At 72.3% G+C, this 19280-nt stretch carries 21 protein-coding genes; 8 read left to right on the top strand and 13 right to left on the bottom strand.

All coding sequences use genetic code 11. The features are described 5' to 3' along the window. Nucleotides 1-5 precede the first annotated feature (5 nt). From ACFY7C_RS20445 to ACFY7C_RS20425, 5 genes are all read right to left on the bottom strand, one after another. A complete protein-coding gene (locus tag ACFY7C_RS20445) occupies nucleotides 6-320 on the bottom strand; it encodes an acyl carrier protein (RefSeq protein ID WP_389652249.1) in 315 nt (104 codons plus the stop codon). Continuing rightward, nucleotides 320-4738 carry an amino acid adenylation domain-containing protein gene (locus ACFY7C_RS20440; RefSeq protein ID WP_389652246.1) on the bottom strand — a complete coding sequence of 1473 codons (4419 nt, stop codon included), beginning with the start codon at nucleotides 4736-4738 and terminating at the stop codon, nucleotides 320-322. Before ACFY7C_RS20440 ends, ACFY7C_RS20445 begins: the two co-directional genes overlap by 1 nt. A gap of 530 nt (nucleotides 4739-5268) precedes the next feature. Then, complete coding sequence (locus tag ACFY7C_RS20435) at nucleotides 5269-6162, bottom strand: amino acid ABC transporter permease (protein WP_389652243.1); 894 nt, start codon at nucleotides 6160-6162, stop codon at nucleotides 5269-5271. Next, nucleotides 6162-7115, bottom strand: a complete 954-nt coding sequence (locus ACFY7C_RS20430; protein ID WP_389652240.1) for an ABC transporter substrate-binding protein — start codon at nucleotides 7113-7115, stop codon at nucleotides 6162-6164. The genes ACFY7C_RS20435 and ACFY7C_RS20430 overlap by 1 nt, the downstream gene beginning before the upstream one ends. A 241-nt stretch (nucleotides 7116-7356) precedes the next feature. Then, a complete protein-coding gene (locus tag ACFY7C_RS20425; RefSeq protein WP_389652237.1) occupies nucleotides 7357-8313 on the bottom strand; it encodes a LysR family transcriptional regulator in 957 nt (318 codons plus the stop codon). 71 nt (nucleotides 8314-8384) lie between these two features. Here ACFY7C_RS20425 and ACFY7C_RS20420 point away from each other — a divergent pair, with 71 nt between their 5' ends. Together ACFY7C_RS20420 and ACFY7C_RS20415 are read left to right on the top strand one after the other, a co-directional pair. Further along, a complete protein-coding gene (locus tag ACFY7C_RS20420; protein ID WP_389652234.1) occupies nucleotides 8385-9029 on the top strand; it encodes a maleylpyruvate isomerase family mycothiol-dependent enzyme in 645 nt (214 codons plus the stop codon). A gap of 236 nt (nucleotides 9030-9265) precedes the next feature. Next, a complete protein-coding gene (locus tag ACFY7C_RS20415; RefSeq protein WP_389652231.1) occupies nucleotides 9266-9925 on the top strand; it encodes a class I SAM-dependent methyltransferase in 660 nt (219 codons plus the stop codon). A 6-nt stretch (nucleotides 9926-9931) separates the two neighbouring features. Here ACFY7C_RS20415 and ACFY7C_RS20410 read toward each other — a convergent pair whose 3' ends face one another. Together ACFY7C_RS20410 and ACFY7C_RS20405 are read right to left on the bottom strand one after the other, a co-directional pair. Beyond that, nucleotides 9932-10204: a helix-turn-helix domain-containing protein gene (locus ACFY7C_RS20410; RefSeq protein WP_389652228.1), complete on the bottom strand. Its 273-nt coding sequence runs from the start codon at nucleotides 10202-10204 to the stop codon at nucleotides 9932-9934. Further along, on the bottom strand, nucleotides 10204-10701 hold the full coding sequence (locus ACFY7C_RS20405; RefSeq protein ID WP_389652226.1) for a DUF2975 domain-containing protein: 498 nt from the start codon (nucleotides 10699-10701) through the stop codon (nucleotides 10204-10206). The genes ACFY7C_RS20410 and ACFY7C_RS20405 overlap by 1 nt, the downstream gene beginning before the upstream one ends. A 113-nt stretch (nucleotides 10702-10814) precedes the next feature. Here ACFY7C_RS20405 and ACFY7C_RS20400 point away from each other — a divergent pair, with 113 nt between their 5' ends. Both ACFY7C_RS20400 and ACFY7C_RS20395 read left to right on the top strand, forming a co-directional pair. Continuing rightward, complete coding sequence (locus ACFY7C_RS20400) at nucleotides 10815-11513, top strand: helix-turn-helix transcriptional regulator (protein WP_389652223.1); 699 nt, start codon at nucleotides 10815-10817, stop codon at nucleotides 11511-11513. 32 nt (nucleotides 11514-11545) lie between these two features. Continuing rightward, nucleotides 11546-12037, top strand: a complete 492-nt coding sequence (locus tag ACFY7C_RS20395) for a DUF3291 domain-containing protein (protein ID WP_389652221.1) — start codon at nucleotides 11546-11548, stop codon at nucleotides 12035-12037. Here ACFY7C_RS20395 and ACFY7C_RS20390 read toward each other — a convergent pair. The 3 genes from ACFY7C_RS20390 to ACFY7C_RS20380 form a co-directional block, all read right to left on the bottom strand. Continuing rightward, nucleotides 12034-12441 carry a DUF2267 domain-containing protein gene (locus tag ACFY7C_RS20390; RefSeq protein ID WP_389652781.1) on the bottom strand — a complete coding sequence of 136 codons (408 nt, stop codon included), beginning with the start codon at nucleotides 12439-12441 and terminating at the stop codon, nucleotides 12034-12036. The two genes, ACFY7C_RS20395 and ACFY7C_RS20390, sit on opposite strands and share 4 nt — an antisense overlap. 185 nt (nucleotides 12442-12626) lie before the next feature. Beyond that, nucleotides 12627-13025 (bottom strand): DUF2267 domain-containing protein, encoded by a 399-nt coding sequence (locus ACFY7C_RS20385; protein ID WP_389652218.1) that lies wholly within the window; start codon nucleotides 13023-13025, stop codon nucleotides 12627-12629. A gap of 130 nt (nucleotides 13026-13155) precedes the next feature. After that, nucleotides 13156-13590, bottom strand: a complete 435-nt coding sequence (locus tag ACFY7C_RS20380) for an Hsp20/alpha crystallin family protein (protein ID WP_389652215.1) — start codon at nucleotides 13588-13590, stop codon at nucleotides 13156-13158. 139 nt (nucleotides 13591-13729) lie between these two features. Here ACFY7C_RS20380 and ACFY7C_RS20375 point away from each other — a divergent pair, with 139 nt between their 5' ends. From ACFY7C_RS20375 to ACFY7C_RS20360, 4 genes are all read left to right on the top strand, one after another. Next, nucleotides 13730-14413 (top strand): type III effector protein, encoded by a 684-nt coding sequence (locus ACFY7C_RS20375; protein WP_389652213.1) that lies wholly within the window; start codon nucleotides 13730-13732, stop codon nucleotides 14411-14413. A 113-nt stretch (nucleotides 14414-14526) separates the two neighbouring features. Continuing rightward, a complete protein-coding gene (locus tag ACFY7C_RS20370) occupies nucleotides 14527-14742 on the top strand; it encodes a hypothetical protein (RefSeq protein WP_389652211.1) in 216 nt (71 codons plus the stop codon). A 122-nt stretch (nucleotides 14743-14864) separates the two neighbouring features. Further along, on the top strand, nucleotides 14865-15308 hold the full coding sequence (locus tag ACFY7C_RS20365; RefSeq protein WP_389652208.1) for a CBS domain-containing protein: 444 nt from the start codon (nucleotides 14865-14867) through the stop codon (nucleotides 15306-15308). Nucleotides 15309-15430: 122 nt separating this feature from the next. After that, complete coding sequence (locus tag ACFY7C_RS20360; RefSeq protein ID WP_389652205.1) at nucleotides 15431-17152, top strand: FG-GAP-like repeat-containing protein; 1722 nt, start codon at nucleotides 15431-15433, stop codon at nucleotides 17150-17152. A gap of 105 nt (nucleotides 17153-17257) precedes the next feature. On the opposite strand, the gene ACFY7C_RS20355 is transcribed toward ACFY7C_RS20360, so the two are convergent. The 3 genes from ACFY7C_RS20355 to ACFY7C_RS20345 all read right to left on the bottom strand — a co-directional run bounded on the left by ACFY7C_RS20355 (nucleotide 17258) and on the right by ACFY7C_RS20345 (nucleotide 19267). Further along, the gene (locus ACFY7C_RS20355; RefSeq protein WP_389652203.1) at nucleotides 17258-17668 is read right to left on the bottom strand and encodes a PPOX class F420-dependent oxidoreductase; all 411 of its coding nucleotides are present in this window, start codon (nucleotides 17666-17668) and stop codon (nucleotides 17258-17260) included. 51 nt (nucleotides 17669-17719) lie between these two features. Then, entirely contained in the window at nucleotides 17720-18298 is a 579-nt protein-coding gene (locus ACFY7C_RS20350) for a DinB family protein (protein WP_389652200.1), read from the bottom strand. 132 nt (nucleotides 18299-18430) lie between these two features. Then, a complete protein-coding gene (locus ACFY7C_RS20345; RefSeq protein ID WP_389652197.1) occupies nucleotides 18431-19267 on the bottom strand; it encodes an alpha/beta fold hydrolase in 837 nt (278 codons plus the stop codon). Between the last annotated feature and the right edge of the window lie 13 nt (nucleotides 19268-19280).

Genomic DNA, 19280 nt, shown 5'->3' with positions numbered 1-19280 from the left:
GATTCTCACACTCCCGCGGGCAGAGGTGCCGTCAGGTGCCGCCCGAGCGCGTCGGCCGTGAAGTGGTCGAACACGTCCCGGGGGCGTACGGGCAGGGCGAACTCCTCGGTGAGGCCGGCGCACAGGACGAGCGTGGTGGCCGAGTCGACGCCGAGCTCGTCGAGGGGCGTGGCGGGGTCGAGGTCCCGCGCGGGGACGTCGAGGATCTCGGCGAGGAAGCCGAGGACCCAGGCCGTGATCGCGTCGGCGGAGGGGCGGCTTCCGGGTGTGCCGGCGGGCGGTGTCGTACGGCCGGTGTCGGTCTGCTGGGTCTGGTTCATCACTTCTCCCCGGGCATGAGCTCGGACGGTCCGAGGAGCTGCTCGAGATAGCCGTCGAGCGCCTCCACCGTCGTGTACTGGAGGACCGTGCCGACCGGCACGGCGACGTCGAACGCGGTCTGCAGGTGGGCGACGAGCCGCGCGGCGAGCAGCGAGTCGCCGCCCGCGTCGAGGAAGTCGTCGTCCAGGTCGACCTGGCTGATGCCCAGGACCTCGCGCCAGATCTCGGCGAGCTTGCGCTGCCGGTCGGTGCGCGGCGGCTTGGCCGGCCTGCCGCGGGCCGCTCCGCGCGCGCCCGCCTTGGCGAGGGCCGCGCGGTCCACCTTGCCGGTGGTGTTCAGCGGCAGCTCCTCCAGGGCGAGGATCTGGGCGGGCACCATGTGCTTGGGGAGGCGCGCGGCGGCGAAGTCCCGCAGGGCGTCGGGGGCGAAGCGGCGGCGGGTGTCGGGCGCCTGGGCGACGATCACGTCGAAGCCGACGGAGGCGGGGCCGCCTGTGGTGGTGAGGACCTGGCTGCGGGCGAAGCCGGCGGCGGCGAGCTCGGCGGCCCACTGCTCGCGGCCGAGCAGGCAGTGGCCGGTGCGCAGGTCGGTGTCCTCGAAGTTGTCGAAGCCCTGCTGGAGGCCCATGACGAGGTCGAACCACGGGTGGAAGGTGGTCTGTTCGACCATGAGCAGGATGCCGCCGGGTGCGGTCATGGAGCGCAGGTTGCGCAGGGTGGGGCGGATCCTGCGCATGTCGTGCAGCACGCTGGCGGCGACGAGGAGGTCCGCGGCCTGGTCGCCGAAGCCCTGGACGGCGGGCGGCAGGTCGAGGTCGAACAGGTCGTAGCGGAGCGCCGGGTGGTCGGCGAACTCGGTCCTGGCCCGGTCGGTGAAGTAGCGCGAGATGTCGGTGAAGAGGTAGTCGGTGCGGTCCTCGGGCAGCAGGGGCAGCAGGTGCCGGGTGAGCGAGCCGTAGCCGGCGCCGACCTCCATGGCCTTGAGGGTGCGGTCGGCGGGCCACCGGCCGGCGAGCGCGCGGACGGCTTCGGCGGCGGCTTCGTAGGTGGGGCCGAAGAGCCGGTCGTAGACGCCGGGGGTCCGGTCGGAGGCGTACAGCTCGGCGGAGTGGACGCTCTGGGTGAGGACGTCGGCGAGTCCGTCGGCGAGGGTGAGCATCCAGTCGGTGACGTCCTCGTCGATGCCGAGGACGTCCCTCAGGACCTCGCGGGCGCGGGCCTTCAGCTCGTCGGGCAGGGCCTTCGGCAGTGCGCGGGCGACGGTCGTCCCGTCGGGTCCCGTCGTCAGGTGTCCGGTGGTCTCCAGGCGGGCGACGGCACGGGCCAGCCACCGCTCGTAGCGGGGGGCGACGCCCGCACCGCGCAGCGCCGCCGGGTCGAAGGCGGCGCCCGGCTCGTGCGGGAGGCCGAAGGAGCGGAAGGCGGCGGCGGTGGCGAGGGTGTACACCTCGTCGAGGACGTCCCAGGCGGCGCGCAGCCGGTCGGGGGCGGGGCCCGCGCCGGGCCGGCCGGCGGTCGCGGCGAGGGTCTGCCACAGGTCCCGGCTGGTCCCGGGCTCGGCGTGCTCGGTCACGAACAGCGTCTCGTCGCGGGGCGAGGGCACCACATAGCCGTGGAGGCGGGCGGCGCCCGCGCCGTCGGCGGACTTGACGACGACCGAGGCGTCGACGCCGGGGTGCTGGGAGAGGGTCGACTCGATCTCGCCGAGTTCGACCCGATGGCCGTTGATCTTGACCTGGCCGTCGCGGCGGCCGAGGAACTCGATGGTCCCGTCGGTGCGGTAGCGCCCGAAGTCGCCGGTGCGGTAGAGGCGTTCGCCGGTGCGCGGGTGGGTGACGAAGGCGTCGGCGGTGCGCTCGGGGTCGGCCCAGTAGCCGCGGGCGAGTCCGATGCCGCCGATGTGGAGCTGGCCGGCGGTCCACACGGGGCAGGGTTCCATGCGCTCGTCGAGGACATGGAAGGTCTGGTTGCTCAGCGGTACGCCGTACGGCACGCTCTTCGCGCCCTGCGGGACCTCGTCGACGGGGTGGTGGATGGACCAGATGGAGGCCTCGGTCGCGCCGCCCAGGCTGATGATCTCGGCGTCCGGCCACAGGTCGTGGATGCGGCGGGGCAGGTCGACGGGGATCCAGTCGCCGCTGAGCATGATCAGCCGGAGCCGTTCGGGGAGCTCGCCGCCGGCTTCGACGTGCTCGACGAGCATCTGCATCTGCGCCGGTACGGAGTTCCACACGGTGACGCCGTGCTGGGCCATGAGCTTGGCCCAGTGGGCCGGTTCGGAGCGCATGTCGGGGTCGGGCAGGACGAGTGCGGCGCCGACGGCGAGGGTGCCGAACAGGTCGTAGACGGACAGGTCGAAGCCGAGGTCGGCGAGGCCGAAGACGCGGTCCTGGGGGCCGACACGGAAGCGCTCGTTGATGTCGGCGACGGTGTTGAGGACGGCGCCGTGCTCGATCATGACGCCCTTGGGCGTGCCGGTGGAGCCGGAGGTGTAGAGGACGTACGCGAGGTCGCCCGGCCGGGCGGGACCGGCGGGCAGGCGGCCGGCGGGCGCGGCGGCGAAGGGGGCGAGGGCGGGGTCGTCGACGAGGAGGCGCGGGACTCCGTCGGGCCACTCCAGGGCGGAGTCGAGGGCGCGGTCGGTGACGATCGCGGGGGCCTCGCCGTCGGCGAGGATCCGGGAGCGGCGCTGTGCGGGGAGGGCGGCGCCGACGGGCAGGTAGGCGGCGCCGGCCATCATCACGCCGTAGGCGGCGGCCACCTGCTCGGGGCCCTTGTCGAGGGTGATGCCGACGAGCCGGTCGCGCGGTTCCCGGGCGCCCATGGTGTCGTGCACCTGATGCCGTACGGCCTCGGCGCGCGCCGCGAGTTCGCCGTAGGTGACCTCGCGGTCGGCGGTCAGGACGGCGGGCCGCTCGGGGTGGGCGGCGGCCCGGTCGAGGAAGGGCTCGTGCAGCAGGCCCTCGGGGCGCGGGCCCTCGGTGGCGTTGGCCTGCGCCCGGCCGGACAGCTGGTGCGCGGGGAGGGGGACGGTCAGTTCCTCGTCCCAGGGGGTGTCCTCGTGGGCGAGCCGGGTGACGGTGGCGCAGTAGGTGGCGAACATGTCGTCCAGGAGGCCCTCGGGGAAGAGCTCCTCCACGCAGTCCCAGGTCAGGTCGAGGGAGCCGGTGAAGTCGACGACCTGGTGGTCGAGCCAGACCTGCGGGGTCTGGCTGACGCGGTAGGAGATGTCACCGAAGTAGCCCATGGCGTCGCTGACGTCGGCGGCGGTGCCGAGGCCGCTGGTGAAGACGACGGGCATCGTCTCGAAGCCGCTCTGCAGGCCGAGCCGGCGGCGTTCGCGCAGCGTCTGCAGTGCGCTGACCTGGCGGTGGCGCAGGTCCTTCTGGAGCTGGGTCTGGGTGGCCTCGGCGCGTTCGCCGAGCGTGCGGCCGGTCGAGGCGTCCATCTCGAGGAGGCAGATGGAGGTGAAGTCGCCGACCATGCGGCGCAGGTGGGGGTGGACGACCCGCTTGCCGGCCTCGTTGCGGTCCAGGAGCAGTGGCAGCCGGTTGAAGAGGGTGAGGTTGAGGGTGAAGCGCCGGGTGCCGCTCCAGACGGCGAGCACCTCGGAGAAGACCGCGGCGAGGACGGCGGTCGGGGTGAGGCCGCGGGCCTCGCAGCGCTCCTGGAGTCGCTTCCAGTCCGGCTCGGGCAGGTGGTACTCGCGGTGGGTGAAGCGCGGCTTGTGGACGGCTACGGGGGCCTTGGCGAGGGGGAGGTCGGGCGGCGGGGCGAGCGTGGTGGCGCGCGAGGTCCAGTAGTCGAGGGCCTTCTGGTGCCGGGGTGCCTGGGAGCCCTGTTCCAGGGCCAGCGCGTAGTCGCGGAAGGTCACGTCGACCGGGGGCAGTTCGAGGCCGGGGTCCTGGCACAGGGCGCTCCACTCGCTGAACAGGAGCGTGAGGCTGGCGAGGTCGACCATGAGGAGGTCGAGGCTGACGTGCAGCCGGTCGTGGTCGGGCAGCCGGGAGAGGCGGATGTCGAAGAGGGGCCAGTCGGCGGCGGTGTAGACGTGGTGGGACATCTCCTCGCGGATGTCCGTCAGCACGCGTTCGGCCTCGTCCGGCGGTGTCGACCGGAGGTCGGTACATCGGACCTCGAACTTCGGTACGGAGGCGAGGACGCGCTGCTGTCCGTCCTCGTCCACGACCGCGCGCAGCATGTCGTGGCGCTCGATCAGGGTCCGCCAGCCGTGGGAGAGCACCTCGGGGTCGAGCCGTCGCCCTTCGAGCTCGAAGTACGCGTGCGGCGCCACGTTGCCGAGTACGAAATTGGAGCCGCGGCCGACCCAGTAGGCGTACTGGATCTCCGTCAGCGGAAACTTCTCGAACCGGTCGTCGCTCCGGGGTGGCCGGATCGTACGACTGTTGTCCGTCATCGTTTTCCCTCTTCGTCAGTTTCGGCTTCCGCCGGATCGCGGCGGAAGTCGTGCGGCCCGGATACCATTCGTTGAAGATGGGAGAGTTGAAGGAGTAAGGAATACGGATCAGGTGAAGGCCGGATCACCCGGCGCGGTCACACCGAGGCATCCGTTGCGTCCGAGGCATGCCCCTTGGGCACGCCGAAGGCGCCGCGCGGAGCGGCGCGCCCTTCCCGATCGACGACCTCCTCGCAAGCCCCCGTGTGGCCCTTTCGGACAGTCCGTTCGAATGGGCCCGACCATTAGAACCACCGTGAAGGTGCGGGTCCACCGTGCGGACCGTCACGTTTTCCCGAGGCGTCCGGAACCACACCCTCGAAGCGTGGCCGAGAACGCCTCTGTCCACGGCGTTCTTCCTGGGGAAGGGAATTCCCGGCCGGGGGCGGCTGGCGCGAATACGACAGGTGGCGTACAGGACCTGACAGACTCGTCGGCCGAATGCGACGGAACCGGAGGAGGCACCGTCGTGACGGTGCCTCCTCCGGCCTTCACATGCCCACCTTCGGGCGGCGGAACGTCGACAGGGTCGTCCTCACCTTCTGCCAGGGCGTCGGCGGCAGGATCCTGGCCGAGCCGCGGGCGTAGTACCGCTCCAGGTAGTACTGCCCGACGCTGAGGACCGAGGTCAGGATCAGGTACCAGGCGGCCGCGAGGAACAGCATCTCCACGGGGGCGCCCGAGGTCTGGCCGATGTCCTGCGCGTACCGCAGGAGTTCGTAGTACTGCACGGCCGCCACCAGCGAGGTCGTCTTGAGCATGTTGATGACCTCGTTGCCCGTCGGCGGCACGATCACCCGCATGGCCTGGGGAATCACGATCCGCCGCAGCGTCCTGCCGTGCCGCATGCCGAGCGCGTGCGCGGCCTCGGTCTGTCCCTCGTCGACCGCCAGCAGACCGGCCCGGCAGATCTCCGCCATGTAGGCGGCCTCGTTGAGGCCGAGGCCGAGGAGCGCCGTGAGGAACGGCGTCATGAAGTCCGACCACTCGTCCTGGTAGACGGGGCCGAGGTTGACGTACTCGAAGACGAGTCCGAGGTTGAACCAGACCAGCAGCTGCACATACACGGGCGTGCCGCGGAAGAACCAGATGTAGAACCAGGCGACGGACGAGGTCACGGGGTTCCTGGAGAGCCGCATCACCGCCAGCAGGATGCCGCCGGCCACACCGATGAGCATGGAGAGGACGGTCAGGGTCAGCGTCTCGCGCACGCCCAGCAGGACGCGGTCGTCGAAGAGGTAGGCCGGGATCGCTCCCCAGGTGACCTCTCCCCGGGCGAAGGCGTGGACGATCGCCCCGAACAGCGCCAGGACCACCACGGCCGCGGCGTACCGGCCGTAGTGGCGGACCGGCACGGCCCGCATGTCGGCATCCGCTGCCCGCATCAGGCACCGCCGTTGACGACGGCCCTGGTCACGGCGCCGTCCTGACTGCCCCACTTGGCCAGGATCTCGCCGTACTTCCCGTTGGCGATGATCGCGTCGAGCGCCGCGGCGAGCGCGTCCCGCAGCCGGGTGTCCTTCTTCGAGACGGCGATGCCGTACGGGAGTGCGCCCGTCTGCTCGCCGATGAGGGCCAGGTCCTTGCCGCCGCCCGAGGTCTTGACGGCGTACGCGGCGGCCGGGAAGTCGGAGCTGCCGAAGTCGGCTCCGTTGCTGCGGACGCGCATCTGGGCCTCGGCGTCGGTGTCGAAGGCCTCGATGTCGATCGCGGGCCTTCCGGCGCGGGTGCACTCGGTGCCCTCGGTCTTGAGCAGGTTGTGGGCGACGGCGCCGCGCTGCACGGCGACGGTCTTCCCGCACAGGTCGTCCCAGCCCTTGACGGTCCCCGCGTGCTGCCTGCGTCCGTAGAGCGAGACCCCGGCGGTGAAGTAGTCGACGAAGTCCAGGCCCTCGCCCACCTTCTTGCCGGTGGCCGGGTCGACACCGTTCTGCCGGTCCTTGGTGTCGTTCATGGCCGACATGATGATGTCGTACCGGTCGGCGCGCAGGCCGGTGACCAGGGTGTCGAACGTGCCGTTCTCGAAGCGGAGTTCCACGCCGAGCTGCTCGCCCATGGCCCGGGCGATGTCCACGTCGAGGCCGACGGTGCGGCCCGACGCGTCCTTGAACTCGACCGGTGGATACGCGATGTCGGAGCCGACCCTGATCACGCCGGCGGACCGGATGTCCGCGGGCAGCCGGTCGCTCAGCGGGGCGTCGGCGGCGGTGCTCTTCGCTCGGCCGCCCTCTCCTCGGTCGTCCCTCTGGTTGCCGCAGGCGCTTGTGGCGACCAGGGCGGCACACACCAGGAGGAGGGTGGTGGCGGTACGGCGAGGGGGGGTTATTCGCACGGTCACGTCGATGGCTCCAATAGGGAGTACAGGAGTACGGAACAGGGCAGGGACGTGCGGGACGCGGAGGTCGGCGCGCGGTGCCCCGTCTGTTGCGTGATCTGTTGCGTGAACTTCTGCGTGAACTGTTGCGTGAACTGTTGCGTGAACTGTTGCGTGAACTGTTGCGTGAACTGTTGCGTGAACTGTTGCGTGAACTTCTGTGTGATCTGCCGGACTGGGACAACCTAGTCCACGGCCCTGACACTCAACCAGGACGCCCGAGGGTCTCCCGCATGCGGAGGAGGAGAGCCTTGGCCGCCGGCCGGGTGGGGCCGTCCGTGGGCCAGGCGAGGGCGATCCGGCCGCGGAGCGCGGGCGCGGTCAGAGGGAGGGTGCGCAGGCCGAGCGCGGCTGCCGCCTCGGACGGGATCTCCGGAAGGACGGCGACCCCGAGACCGCGGGCCGCGAGGTGCGCCAGCAGGTTCGGCGCGGCGGCCTCGAAGGCGATCCGCGGCGCGAAACCGGCCTGCCTGCAGGCGCGTTCGAGCGCGCCGCGTATGCCCGTACCGCGCGGGAGGCAGATGAGCGGGCGGTCGGCGAGCGCGGACAGGGGAAGCTCGGCGGGCGGATTCGCGGTGGAGGGACGCTCGGTGGTGGGACGCTCGGCGTCTCCGGTGGGGCGCAGGAGCGGGTCGTCGGGGGCCATCGCGGCGACGAGCGGGGTGTCGATCAGGACGTGGAGGCTGATGTCCGGCGGGGGTTCGTCCTCGGCGACGCCGACGATGGCGAGGTCGAGCTCACCGCGCCGCAGGGCGGTGAGCATGCGGGCGGAGGTGTCCTCGGTGAGGGATATCTCGACCCGCGGGTGCGCGCTGTGGAAGTCGGCGAGCAGTGCGGCCAGGTCGAACTCGTCGGTCGCCGCACCCGAGACGAGGCCGAGGGTGACATGCCCTCGGAGCAGTCCGGTGTACTCCTCCACCGTCTGCCGCATCCCCTCGACTGCGGCGAGCGCCGCCCGGGCGTAGGGAAGAACGGCCTCTCCCACTTCGGTGGGGGTGACCGTGCGCCCGGACCGGTCGAGCAGGGGCTGTCCGAGCTCCCGCTCCAGCTGTCGGATCTGGGCACTCACGCCGGGTTGGGCGACATGGAGGCCGGCCGCGGCTCGGGTGAAGCTGCCCTTCTCGACGACCGCGAGGAAGTACTGCAGCTGGCGGAGTTCCATAAGCAGCGATGCTAGTGGTGAGAACGACTGTGTCTTGGACTTCTGGCCGGGGCTCCGGGACGCTGATGATCATGAGCATCTCAGCGGTGGACATCCGGGCCGCGATCGCGGCCGAACGACGCGAACTGGCCGCCGTCCTGGACGGGTTGAGCACGGAGCAGTGGGACGCGCCGAGCCTGTGCGGCGGATGGCGGGTGCGCGAGGTCGCCGCGCACATGAGCATGGGGTTCCGGTACGCGTTCGGCAGGACCGCGCTGGAGCTGGCACGGGCGGGAGGCAACCTGCACCGGATGACCGACCGTGTCGCGCGCCGCGACGCCGCCGCCCTCACGCCGCGCGAACTCGCCGCCGCCCTGCGGGACAACGCCGACCATCCGTGGAAGCCGCCGGTGGGCGGCCTGGCGGCGGCGCTCGGCCACGACGTGGTCCACGGACTGGACATCACCCTCGCGCTGGGTCTGGGGCGGCGCGTACCGGAGGACCGCCTGCGCATCGTCCTGGACACCGTGGGACCGCGGACGCTGCGCTTCTTCAAGGCGCGGCTCGACGGTGTCGAGCTGCGGGCCACCGACCTCGACTGGTCGTACGGGGCGGGCTCGCGCGTGGCCCGCCCGGCGCAGGAGCTGCTGCTGCTCGCCTTCGGGCGCGAACTGCCCGCGCCGGATCCGGCCGGCACCACGGACCCGACCGGTGCGGCGGAGCCGGCGGACCGCTGACGGGGCGGGGCCGGGCGACGCGGGAGGAAGAGTGGCGTCGGGCGGACGGAGCGGACACCGCCGCGCCATGACGGCAGCGCCCCCGGGCGCGGTGCGTTGACCGGGAGGTCGCGCCGTCCCTACGGTGGCGGCCATGGGTCACGGCATCGCCCTCGGCGCCAGGTCGGGCCCCTGTCAGGGACAAGGACTCCGCCTCCCCCCGCCCTCCGTTCCCCCGCCGCAGAGGACCGGTCGCCGTGACGCAACCCACGAGGCCCCACCCGATCTTCGCCCGCTTCTACGCCGGGTTCGCCGGCCCGGCCCTGGAGAGGGCGGGCATCGCCGCGCACCGCGAACGGCTCCTGGCCGGCCTGACGGGCGAGGTCGTGGAGATCGGCGCGGGGAACGGCCTGAACTTCCCGCACTACCCGCCGGAGGTGGACCGGATCGTCGCCGTCGAGCCGGAACCGACCCTGCGCGCCCTGGCCCGGCGCGCGGCCCACCAGGCCCCCGCTCCCGTCGAGATCGAGCCCGCCCGCGCCGAACGCCTCCCTTTCCGGGACGCCTCCTTCGACGCGGCCGTGGCGTGCCTGACCCTGTGCTCCGTCGCCGATCCGCGCGCGGCGCTCGCCGAGCTCCACCGGGTACTCCGTCCCGGCGGACAACTCCGCTTCTACGAACACGTCCGGGCCGACTCCCCCGCGATGCGGCGGGTCCAGCGGGTGCTGGACGCCACCATCTGGCCCCGCCTCATGGGCGGCTGCCACACCGGCCGCGACACCCAGCGGGCGATCACCGCCGCCGGTTTCACCCTCACCGCCCTCGACCGCTTCGACTTCCCCCCGACCCGTATCCCTTCGCCGGCCGCCGCGCATATCCTCGGCACCGCCGTACGACCGGCCTCTGCGGACACCTGACCGGCCTCACGCCTCGACCGGATCCGCGGGGTCCGTCGTGGTGGCCGAGTTCCCGGTCTCGGCCTCGCTCTCGGTCTCGGCCTCCCAGCGCAGGAGGTCCCCCGGCTGGCAGTCGAGCACCTCGCAGAGCGCGGCGAGGGTGGTGAAGCGGACCGCCTTGGCGCGGCCGTTCTTGAGCACGGCCAGGTTGGCGGGGGTGATGCCGACGCGTTCGGCGAGTTCGCCCACGGACATCTTCCGCCTGGCCAGCATCACGTCGATGTCGACGGCGATCGGCATCAGATCACCTCGTCCAGCTCGGCCCGCATCTCCGAGGCCTCCACGTCGCGCGCGACGGCCTGGGCGAGCAGCATGCGCAGCACGAGCACGACGAGCGCGACGCCGAGGACGGCCAGTCCGAGGCCGCCGATGAGGAGGACGACGCCGGGGGCGACGGCCTCGCCCGGCGCGAGAACGACCCCGAGCGCGAACACCAGCAGGGCCGCCGCCACGACCGCGCCGATCACGATGTGCACGTACCGGAAGGCGGCGTGGGAGAACACGGTCCCCCGGCGCACCATCGTCACCAGACGCCACACGCAGCCCAGCACCACCTGGACCGTCACCACGCCCAGGACCACGATCACGAGGACCGGGGTGCGCAGATGGGCGACCTCCGCGTCGAGCCCTCTCATGTCGATGGCCAGCAGGGGCACCATCACCGCCTGCACGAACACCGAACCGGCGAGCAGCGACACGAGCACGGCGCGCAGGGCGAGCACGGTCAGCTTTCCCATCACCTCTCCCTTCGATCGAGCAACAGGGGAAATCTATCGAAATTCGATAGATGGAGCAAGGAGTCGACCTGCGGCTTTCTATCTCCAACCTGCGTTGTTCCTAGAATGGGCGGATGGAGGACATCGACGCGATCGCGGTGCTGCAGGATCCGGTACGACGGCGCCTGTACGAGTACGTGGCGGCGCAGGGCCGAGAGGTCGGGCGCAACGAGGCGGCGGAGGCGGCCGGTGTGGCGCGGACGCTCGCCGCGCACCATCTGGACAGGCTGACCGAGGCCGGGCTCCTGGAGAGCGGCAGCCGGCGCCTGACGGGCCGGTCGGGGCCGGGGGCGGGACGTCCGGCCAAGGTGTACACGCGGGCGCGGGTCGAGCGGTCGGTGTCACTGCCCGCCCGCGACTACCGCACCGCAGCCGAGCTGCTGGCCGAGGCCGCCGAGGAGGCCGGCCTCGACGCCGGGCTCTGCGCGGCCGCGCGCCGCAGGGGCGAGGCCCTGCGCGGCGGGGCGGCGCCCTGCGGCGGACCGGCCGAGGCGGCGGCGCTGCTGGCCGCTCGCGGATACGAACCGCACCTGGAGGACGTTGAACACGCCGAGGGCGCGGCCGGCTCGGCCGCGCCCGTCGTCCGTATGCGCAACTGCCCCTTCCATGCCGTCGCCGAGCGCTTCCCACCGCTCGTCTGCGGGATGAATCTCGCCCTGCTGGAGGGCTTGCTCGGCACGGACGGGCCCGTCCGCGCGCGCATGGATCCACGACCGGGAGAGTGCTGCGTGGTGGTCGAGGCCGCTCCCGGCTCTAAAAACAACGACGATTGACATAGAAAAGCGGGTCGTGCTGGGATGAGGCCATGACCTCGACCACGCATGCCCACCTCGCCCAGCTCAACGTCGCCACCCTCCGCTATCCCTTCGACGACCCGCGCATCGCGCCGTTCGCCGAGATGCTCGACTCGGTGAACGGCGCTGCCGACGAGGCACCGGGCTTCGTGTGGCGGCTCGTGGAGGAGGGAGCGGCCGACGCCACCGGACTGCGCCCGGCGGGCGAGGACGTCATCGTCAACCTGACGGTGTGGGAGTCCCAGGAGGCCCTGTGGGACTTCACCTACCGCAGCGGGCACTTGGAGGTCATGCGGCGGCGCCGCGAATGGTTCGAGCGGCACGTCGAGGCGCACCTCGTGCTCTGGTGGGTGCCCGCCGGCCACCGTCCGACCGTCGACGAGGCCCTGGAGCGACTGGCGGACCTGCGGGCCCACGGGCCGTCGCCGCGCGCCTTCACGTTCACCTCCTCCCACACCCCGGCCGAGGCCGCCGAGCACGCCGCCGTGGCGCCGCGCGCCTAGGCTGCCGGTCGGCGGGGCGGGCGGAGGTCGGCCTTGCCGAAGAGGAGGGCGTAGCCCGGCGGGAGTTGGTCGATGATGCGGTCCACGAGCTCGGGGCCGGCCAGCTGGGAGACGGGGGCGAGGACGGCACCGACGTTCCAGCGGGTGGTGGCCGGGCTGCCGCCGGTGCGCCGGGCGAGGTCCTTGACGAACTCCCAGCCGGTGAACGGGGTGGTGGCGGGGATCTGGGCGGTGAGCACCAGGGCCGCTTCGACGGGGAGGCGGGCGGCGAGCTCGACCCGTTCGTCGCCGACGAGCTGCCGCCCCAGCGCCGCGAGCACCGATCGGACGGCTTCCTCGGCGCGTTCGCGGGTCGGGTAGGCCCCTTCGTAGCGGACGCGCTCCAGCAGGGCGGCGTAGGACATCGCGGTGCGCGCGGGAGCGGGAGCCGACGCGGGTACGGACGCCGGTACGGAGGCGGGCACGGAGGTCGGCGCGGGAGTCATGGTCTCGGCCTGGAGTGTCATGGTGAGGGAGATCGCCGTTCTCTTCGGGCCCGGCCGACGGGTGTCGGCCGGGCGGAGCGAACAGGTGGTGACAAGGGTGCCGGTCACTCGGGGGGCTGCGGCCGGCCGAAGAGGAGGTCGTAGCCGGGCGGGAGTTGGAGAAGCATCTGGGCCGTGAGCTCCTCGCCGGCGGCATCCGCGACGACGCTGAGCACGGCGCTGACGTCCCACGCGGCGGTCCGCTCGGTGGCGCCTTCGATCCAGGCCGCGGTGGCGCGGACGAAGCGCTCCGGCGAGAGCGGCTCGACGGCCTGGAGCGGATTGAGCAGGATGACGGAGAAGGTCTCCGGGAGGCGCGCGGCGAGCGCGGCCCGGACCTCACCGACCAGATGGGCGCCGAGCAGTGCCAGCACGGTGCGGGCGGCGCGTTCGGCCTCCTGCGGCGTGCCGTAGGCACCGCGCTCCTGGACGGAGTCGAGGAACGTCTGCCATCGCAGTCTCATCACGACCCCCTTCGCGAACGGATGCGGAGTGCGGAGGAGTGGCGGGTGGGGAGCAGGAGTGGGGAACGGAGGACGGAGGAGGAAAGGAGGGGGAGAGGCTTCCGTCCTCCGCTCCCGGCCTGCCGGCGGCTCAGCCGCTGATCTGCCTGCGGTCGTCGCCGCGACCGATGCTGATCTTCCGGGGCTTCGCACGCTCGGCGATCGGAATGCGCAGTGTGAGCACGCCCGACGTGTAGTCGGCCGTGATCTTCTCGGTGTCAAGCGTGTCGGCCAGCATCAGCTGCCGTGAGAAGACACCGAGCGGCCGCTCGGACAGCTCCATCTGCACGTCGTCGGCCTTGGCGACGGGCCGGCGCTCGGCCTTGACCGTCAGCATGTTCCGCTCGACGTCGATGTCGATCGCGTCCGTCGAGACGCCGGGCAGGTCCATCACGATCACGTAGTCGTCGCCCTCGCGGTACGCGTCCATCGGCACCGGGGAGGGACGGGACCATGTGCCGGCCGTTCCCAGCATCTGCTGCGTGAGGCGGTCGAGCTCGCGGAACGGGTCGGTGCGCATCAACATCGCGAAACACCTCCAGTCGATCAGGCAGTGACTGCCAATGCGCTTCACCTGACACCGTTGTAACATGTCAACGGATGGACGACAACTCCATCGTCAACGAATGGACGACAAGCGGACGACACCAGGTGAGGGAGAGACCATGGCAGGACCCGAGCATCCCGCCGCCGGCCCCGGAGACCCCGTCGCCGTCCACGCGGCCCTCACGGCTCTCGCCGCGATCGACGAGACCGTCCGCAAGGCCCGGACCGCGACCCCCGCCCCCTCCCCCACGCCCGGGGACCCGTCCGCGCGCACCTCGTCCGAGGAGGCCCTCGCCGCGCTCCTGCTCCTGCGTGAGCTGCGCGAACAGCTCGCCGGCTGGGAGCCCGGCCTCATCGAGGCCGCCCGCGACGCGGGCGCCAGCTGGGCCGACCTCGCCCACCCCCTCGGCGTCACCAGCCGCCAGGCGGCCGAGCGCCGCTATCTGCGCGTACGCCCCGGGAAGGCCGGCACCACGGCGGAGCAGCGCGTCCAGGCCACCCGCGACCGTCGCGCGGCCGACCGATCCGTCACCGCGTGGGCCCATGGGAACGCGGCCGACCTCCGCCGGCTCGCCGGGCAGATCACCGCCCTCGACAGCCTCCCCCTCCCCCTGCGCGAGGACCTCGACCAGGCCCTCGCGGACAACAATCCGGCCCAGCTCCTCGACCCGCTCTCCCGCACCCACGCCCACCTCGCCGCCCGCCATCCGGAGCTCGCCGAACGGGTCGGCACGCTCACCCGGCGGACCACCGACCTCCGCAACGAGAGCGACCAGCGCCGCTCGACCGCGCCGCCCCTCTGAAGCCTCGGAGCGGGCACGAGCGAAGGACGTCTCCGGTCGAAGGACGTCTCCGGTCGAAGGACGTCTCCGATCGAGGTACGTGTCCGCGGCGGCGTGTACGCGTTGGTCACGGCATGACGATGCACACTCTGCTCCGGGCCGCCGCGCTCGCCGCCCTGCCGCTGTTCCTGGTCACCCCCGCCGCCGCCCACGCCGACGGTCCCAGCGGCCTCGGGGTCACCGCCAACGACGTGAACGACGCGGCCGGCGCGCTGGCCGGCCCCGACGGCCTGGGTCTGGACGGCGTGGCCCACACCGTCGCCGGGCACCCGCGCCACCCCGGGCACTGAGCCCGGACGGCGGTCCGGCGACCGCCGGGCGGCGTGGCAGTCGTGAGGCGCGCGTGTTGCGATGGAAGAACAGGGAAACCGGTCCTGTACAGCACCATGTCGAAACCACAGGAGGAGCGATCATGGCGCAGGACAAGACACTCAAGGCGCGCGACATCATGACGGCCGGCGCGCAGTGCGTCGGCGAGCACGAGTCCCTGCAGGACGCGGCGCGGATGATGCGCGAGCTGCATGTGGGCGCGCTGCCCATCTGCGGCGACGACGACAAGCTGCAGGGCATGGTCACCGACCGGGACATCGTCGTCCAGTGTGTGGCCGACGGGAAGGACCCGTCCCAGGTGGAATGTGGTTCCCTCGGCGGCGAACTGCACTGGATCGACGCGGACGCGTCGGCGACGGACGCCCTGCACGTCATGGAGCAGCACCAGATCAAGCGGCTGCCGGTGATCGACATGAAGAACGATCACCGCCTCTGCGGAATGATCTCGGAGGCCAACCTCGCGCAGAACCTCAGCGACAAGCAGATCGCCGAGTTCGCGAGCCGCGTGTACGCGGGCGCCCACTGAGCCGCTCAGCCCCGGCCCCCATACCGGGCACGACGAGGCCCGCCCCCACGGGGGCGGGCCTTTCACTTGCCCATGTGCCTACGATGCCCGAGTTCATGATCTTCGCATGCGAGGGGGGACCTATGAGAGGCATACGCGGAGCGAGAAGCGGCGGCACGGGCCGTGGCAGGGCCAGGGGCCGTGGCGGTGCGGCGGGCCGGTCGGTCATCGGCCTGGCCCTGGTCGCCGGCGTCATGGCCGGGAGCGGCGCGCAGCCGGTGGCGGCCGATCCGGTCGTGCCGCAGGCGGTGCGTACCGTCTCATACAACGCCTGTGGGGCGCACACCTGCCAGAACACCGTCGACAGCGCGGACGAGTGGGCGGCGAAGTTCCGGTCGCGGATGGACGCCGAGGGTGGCGGTCCGGCCGATGTGATCGCGCTGCAGGAGCTGTGCGCGGGCCAGTACGAGGCACTGCGGAAGGTGCTCGTCGGCTACACCTCGGTGCGCGTCGGTGAGCAGGAGCCCACCGGGTGCGGGCGCTGGGGCGGGACGTCGGCGAAGTTCGGGCAGGCGGTGTTCGTCAAGGGCGCGGCGGCGGACTTCTCCTCGCACCAGGGGCTGGTGAACCCGGGTGAGGCCGACCCGGCGGCGCAGCGATGGGTGCTGTGCGTCAAGGGCCCCATCGGCGGCCGGACGACCCTGGCCTGCGGGACGCACCTGGCGACGAATCTCCCGTCGAACGGGACTCCGGTGCTGCTCGACCACATGGAACGCTGGGCGGCGGGCGCACCCGCGCTGGTCACGGGCGACTTCAACGCCGTACCGAGCCACTCCGCGCTGCGACCGGTGCGCGCCGGGCTGTGTGCCACGGGTCCGCTGGTGGAGGCCGACGCGGGTGCGAACCGGCCGACCGCCTGGGCGAGCGCGCCGCCGCACGCCTACCGGCTCAAGTACGACCACGCCTTCTTCGGCAGCAGGGATTTCACCGGCCTGCGGGCGGGGACGGCGGACATCGATCTGACGCCCGGTGAGGACCACAAGCTGCTCTGGGCCGAGGCCCAGCCGCTGGAGCGGGCGCCCGCGCGCGTGCCGGGCGACCTCACCGGCGACCTCTGCCCCGACATGCTGGCCGTGCGCAAGGACGACACCCTGCGGCTGTATCCCGGCACCGGCCGGGGCGGGTTCGGGTCCCCTCGGGTGATCGGCAGCGGCCCCGAGTGGAACGGTGCGGTGGTGAGCCACCGCGGGGACTGGGACGGTGACGGCGACCAGGACGTCGTCGCCCGCAAGGGCGACCAGCTGCTGCTCCACAGGAACACCGGCGGCGGCGATCTCGAGGCCGGTGTGGTGATGAAGGTGTCCGAGACCGGCTGGGCCCACACCACACCGGTCGCGGCCGGGGACGTCGACGGTGACGGTGGCCCCGACCTCGTGGCCAGGAGCAGCACGGGCCTGTGGCTGCACCGCGGCCGGGTGGCGGCGGACGGCGGATGGCTGTCGTACGGCGCCGTGCGCATCGGCACCGAGGAGTGGAAGGACCAGGAGGTCCTGGTGCCGGGGGACGTGACCGGGGACGCGAAGGCGGAGCTGTGGGCGCGCGACGCGGCCGGGAACATCAAGCAGTACGGCTACGACAGCACGGCGAAGGCACTGGGCTCTCCCGCCGCCCTCGGCACCCTGCCGACCGGTTCCCGGCTGCTCGGGCTCTCCGCCGGTGACGGCGACGGTGACGGGCTCTCCGACCTCTGGTACACGACGTCGTCGGCCGATCTCGCCTTCCATCCGGGAGGTGCCGCCTTCTCGGAGGGCGACTCGGTGACGGTCGGCACCGGCGGCTGGGGCTACTTCTCCCACCTCGGCTGACGGCGGCCGGGACCGGACCAGGACCCGAACGGGGCGGCGGCACGACCGCCGGCCCCGGGGTCGGTCTCCTGCGGCCCCACCGGGGCCGCAGGAGGCGGACACCGACTACTTCGCCGCCGAGCCCAGCACCTTGGCCGGGGTGATGCGGACGACGACCCGCACCTTCTCCGGCGGCAGCTCCAGGTACTCCTGGCCCGCGCCCTCCCCTTCGTACTTCTCCGCCAGCGCGACGGCCAGGGCGCGGCCCTCGTCCTCGGTGACCGTGGCCAGGCCGCGTATCTCCGCGTACACCAGCGAATCGCGACGGTCGTGGACGGTGAGGCTCACCCGCGGATCGGCCCAGATGTTCTTGATCTTGCGGCGGCCCTCCTGGCTGGAGATCAGGATGTCGTCCCCGTCCCGCCCCACCCACACCACCGAGGTCTGCGGCGAACCGTCGGGCTGAACGGTGGCCAGGACGGCCGGGTTCGGGTCATCGAGCAGCGCACGGACCGGGTCCTTGAGTTCAATCGTCACGGTCGGCCACGCTAGCCCACGAAGTGGATCTTGGCACCCACGCTCGGTGACTCACTGCCCCACGCGGCCGTCGACCCGCTCTCGCAGCAGGTCGGCGTGGCCGCAGTGGCGTGCGTACTCCGTGATCTGCATCAGCACGATGTCCCGCAGGAGTTCGCCCCCGGCGGTCCGGGTGCCGAGGTCGGCGAAGCCCGCGATGAACCGGTCGGTCCGCTCCCGCTCGGCCCGCCACTGACGCCAGGCGTCCTCCACGACCGCCGGGTCGGCGACCGCGCCGTTCCAGTCGCCGTCGCGGTCCTCGGCGGTGCGGTAGATCCTGGGCAGGTCCTCGCCGGCCAGGCGGCGGAAGTGCCGTTCGTCCTCGGCCATGTGCCGCACCAGGCCGAGCAGGGACATCGTGGAGGGGGGCACGGCGCGCCGGGCCATCTGCTCGGCGTCCAGGCCGGCGCACTTCATCTCCATGGTGAGGCGGAAGTGCCGCAGGGCCGCGAGCAGGGCGCTGCGCTCGTCGACCCCCTCGACATCGTCCTCACGCGGGTCATCGTCAGGATCGACCCACATGTCGGTGTGGACGGTCGACCGCGTCCACCGCTGCGCCGTTGAAACGTCGTTGCCCTCGCCTGCGTCCATGGGCGCATCATCGTCGGGCGTGGGGCGGGTCCGCCAGCGGATATCGACGACCCGTCGCCCGGCGGGCCGCCGGACGGCGGCCACCGGACGAGGGGCCGCCATGTCGGCCGATCCGGGCCTTCCGCGGGCGGTTCAGTCTTCGCCGACCAGCCACGCGAGCATTTCGGGGGTGGCGGCGAAGTGTCCGGCGTGGCCGGCATCCCGCTGCCGGATCAGCGTCGCGGTGGGGATCCGGGCGGCGAGCCACTCGCCGTGCGCGGGCGGGACGAGCGTGTCGAGACCGCCGTGCCAGAGCCGCACAGGGGCGGTGATGTGCGCCGGGTCGAATCCCCACTCCGTACCGAAGAGGGCCGTCACGTCGTCCGCCCAGCCGTCAAGGCCCGGTCGGACCGCTTCCTTGAACGCCGGGCCGAACATCGCGCTGATCTCCGGTCGGGAGAGGACGGCCTGCTCGACGGCCGGCAGCGGCGGAGGCTCGGCCGATCCGGCGCGCGCCAGGTGGTCGCCGACCGCCTGACGTCCGATCAGGGCGGCCGCGGCGCTGCGGCGGTTGCCCTCGTTCATGCCGGCCGTCCAGTCCAGGCCGGCCGCGTCGCGCGGCGCCAGACTCGCCATCGCGCCCAGTCGTGTCACCCGCTCGGGGAACCGGGCGGCGAAGGCCAGGGCGTGCGGTCCGCCTCCCGAGACTCCGAACACGGGGAAGCGGTCAAGACCGAGTGCGTCGGCGATCGTGGCCACGTCTTCGGCGGCGTCGACCACCCGACGCCCGGGCTTCGGGGTGGAACAGCCGAACCCGGGCCGATCGAAGGTGATCAGCCGGATGCCGAGCTGGTGGAACAGGGACTCGTCCGGGTAGCGGGCGAGTCGGCTCATGGGGCTGCCGTGCAGGTAGACGACCGGTGTCCCGGCCGGCTCGCCCCACTCCTCCACCGCAAGCGTCCGACGGTCGTCAGTGATCACTTCGCGCATGACGGCAAAGCTA

This window comes from Streptomyces sp. NPDC012769 (genome assembly GCF_042901205.1).
In the GTDB taxonomy this organism is placed as follows: domain Bacteria; phylum Actinomycetota; class Actinomycetes; order Streptomycetales; family Streptomycetaceae; genus Streptomyces.
The sequence above is the reverse complement of the archived record's forward strand: the minus strand, read 5'-3'. Positions and strand labels throughout refer to the sequence as shown.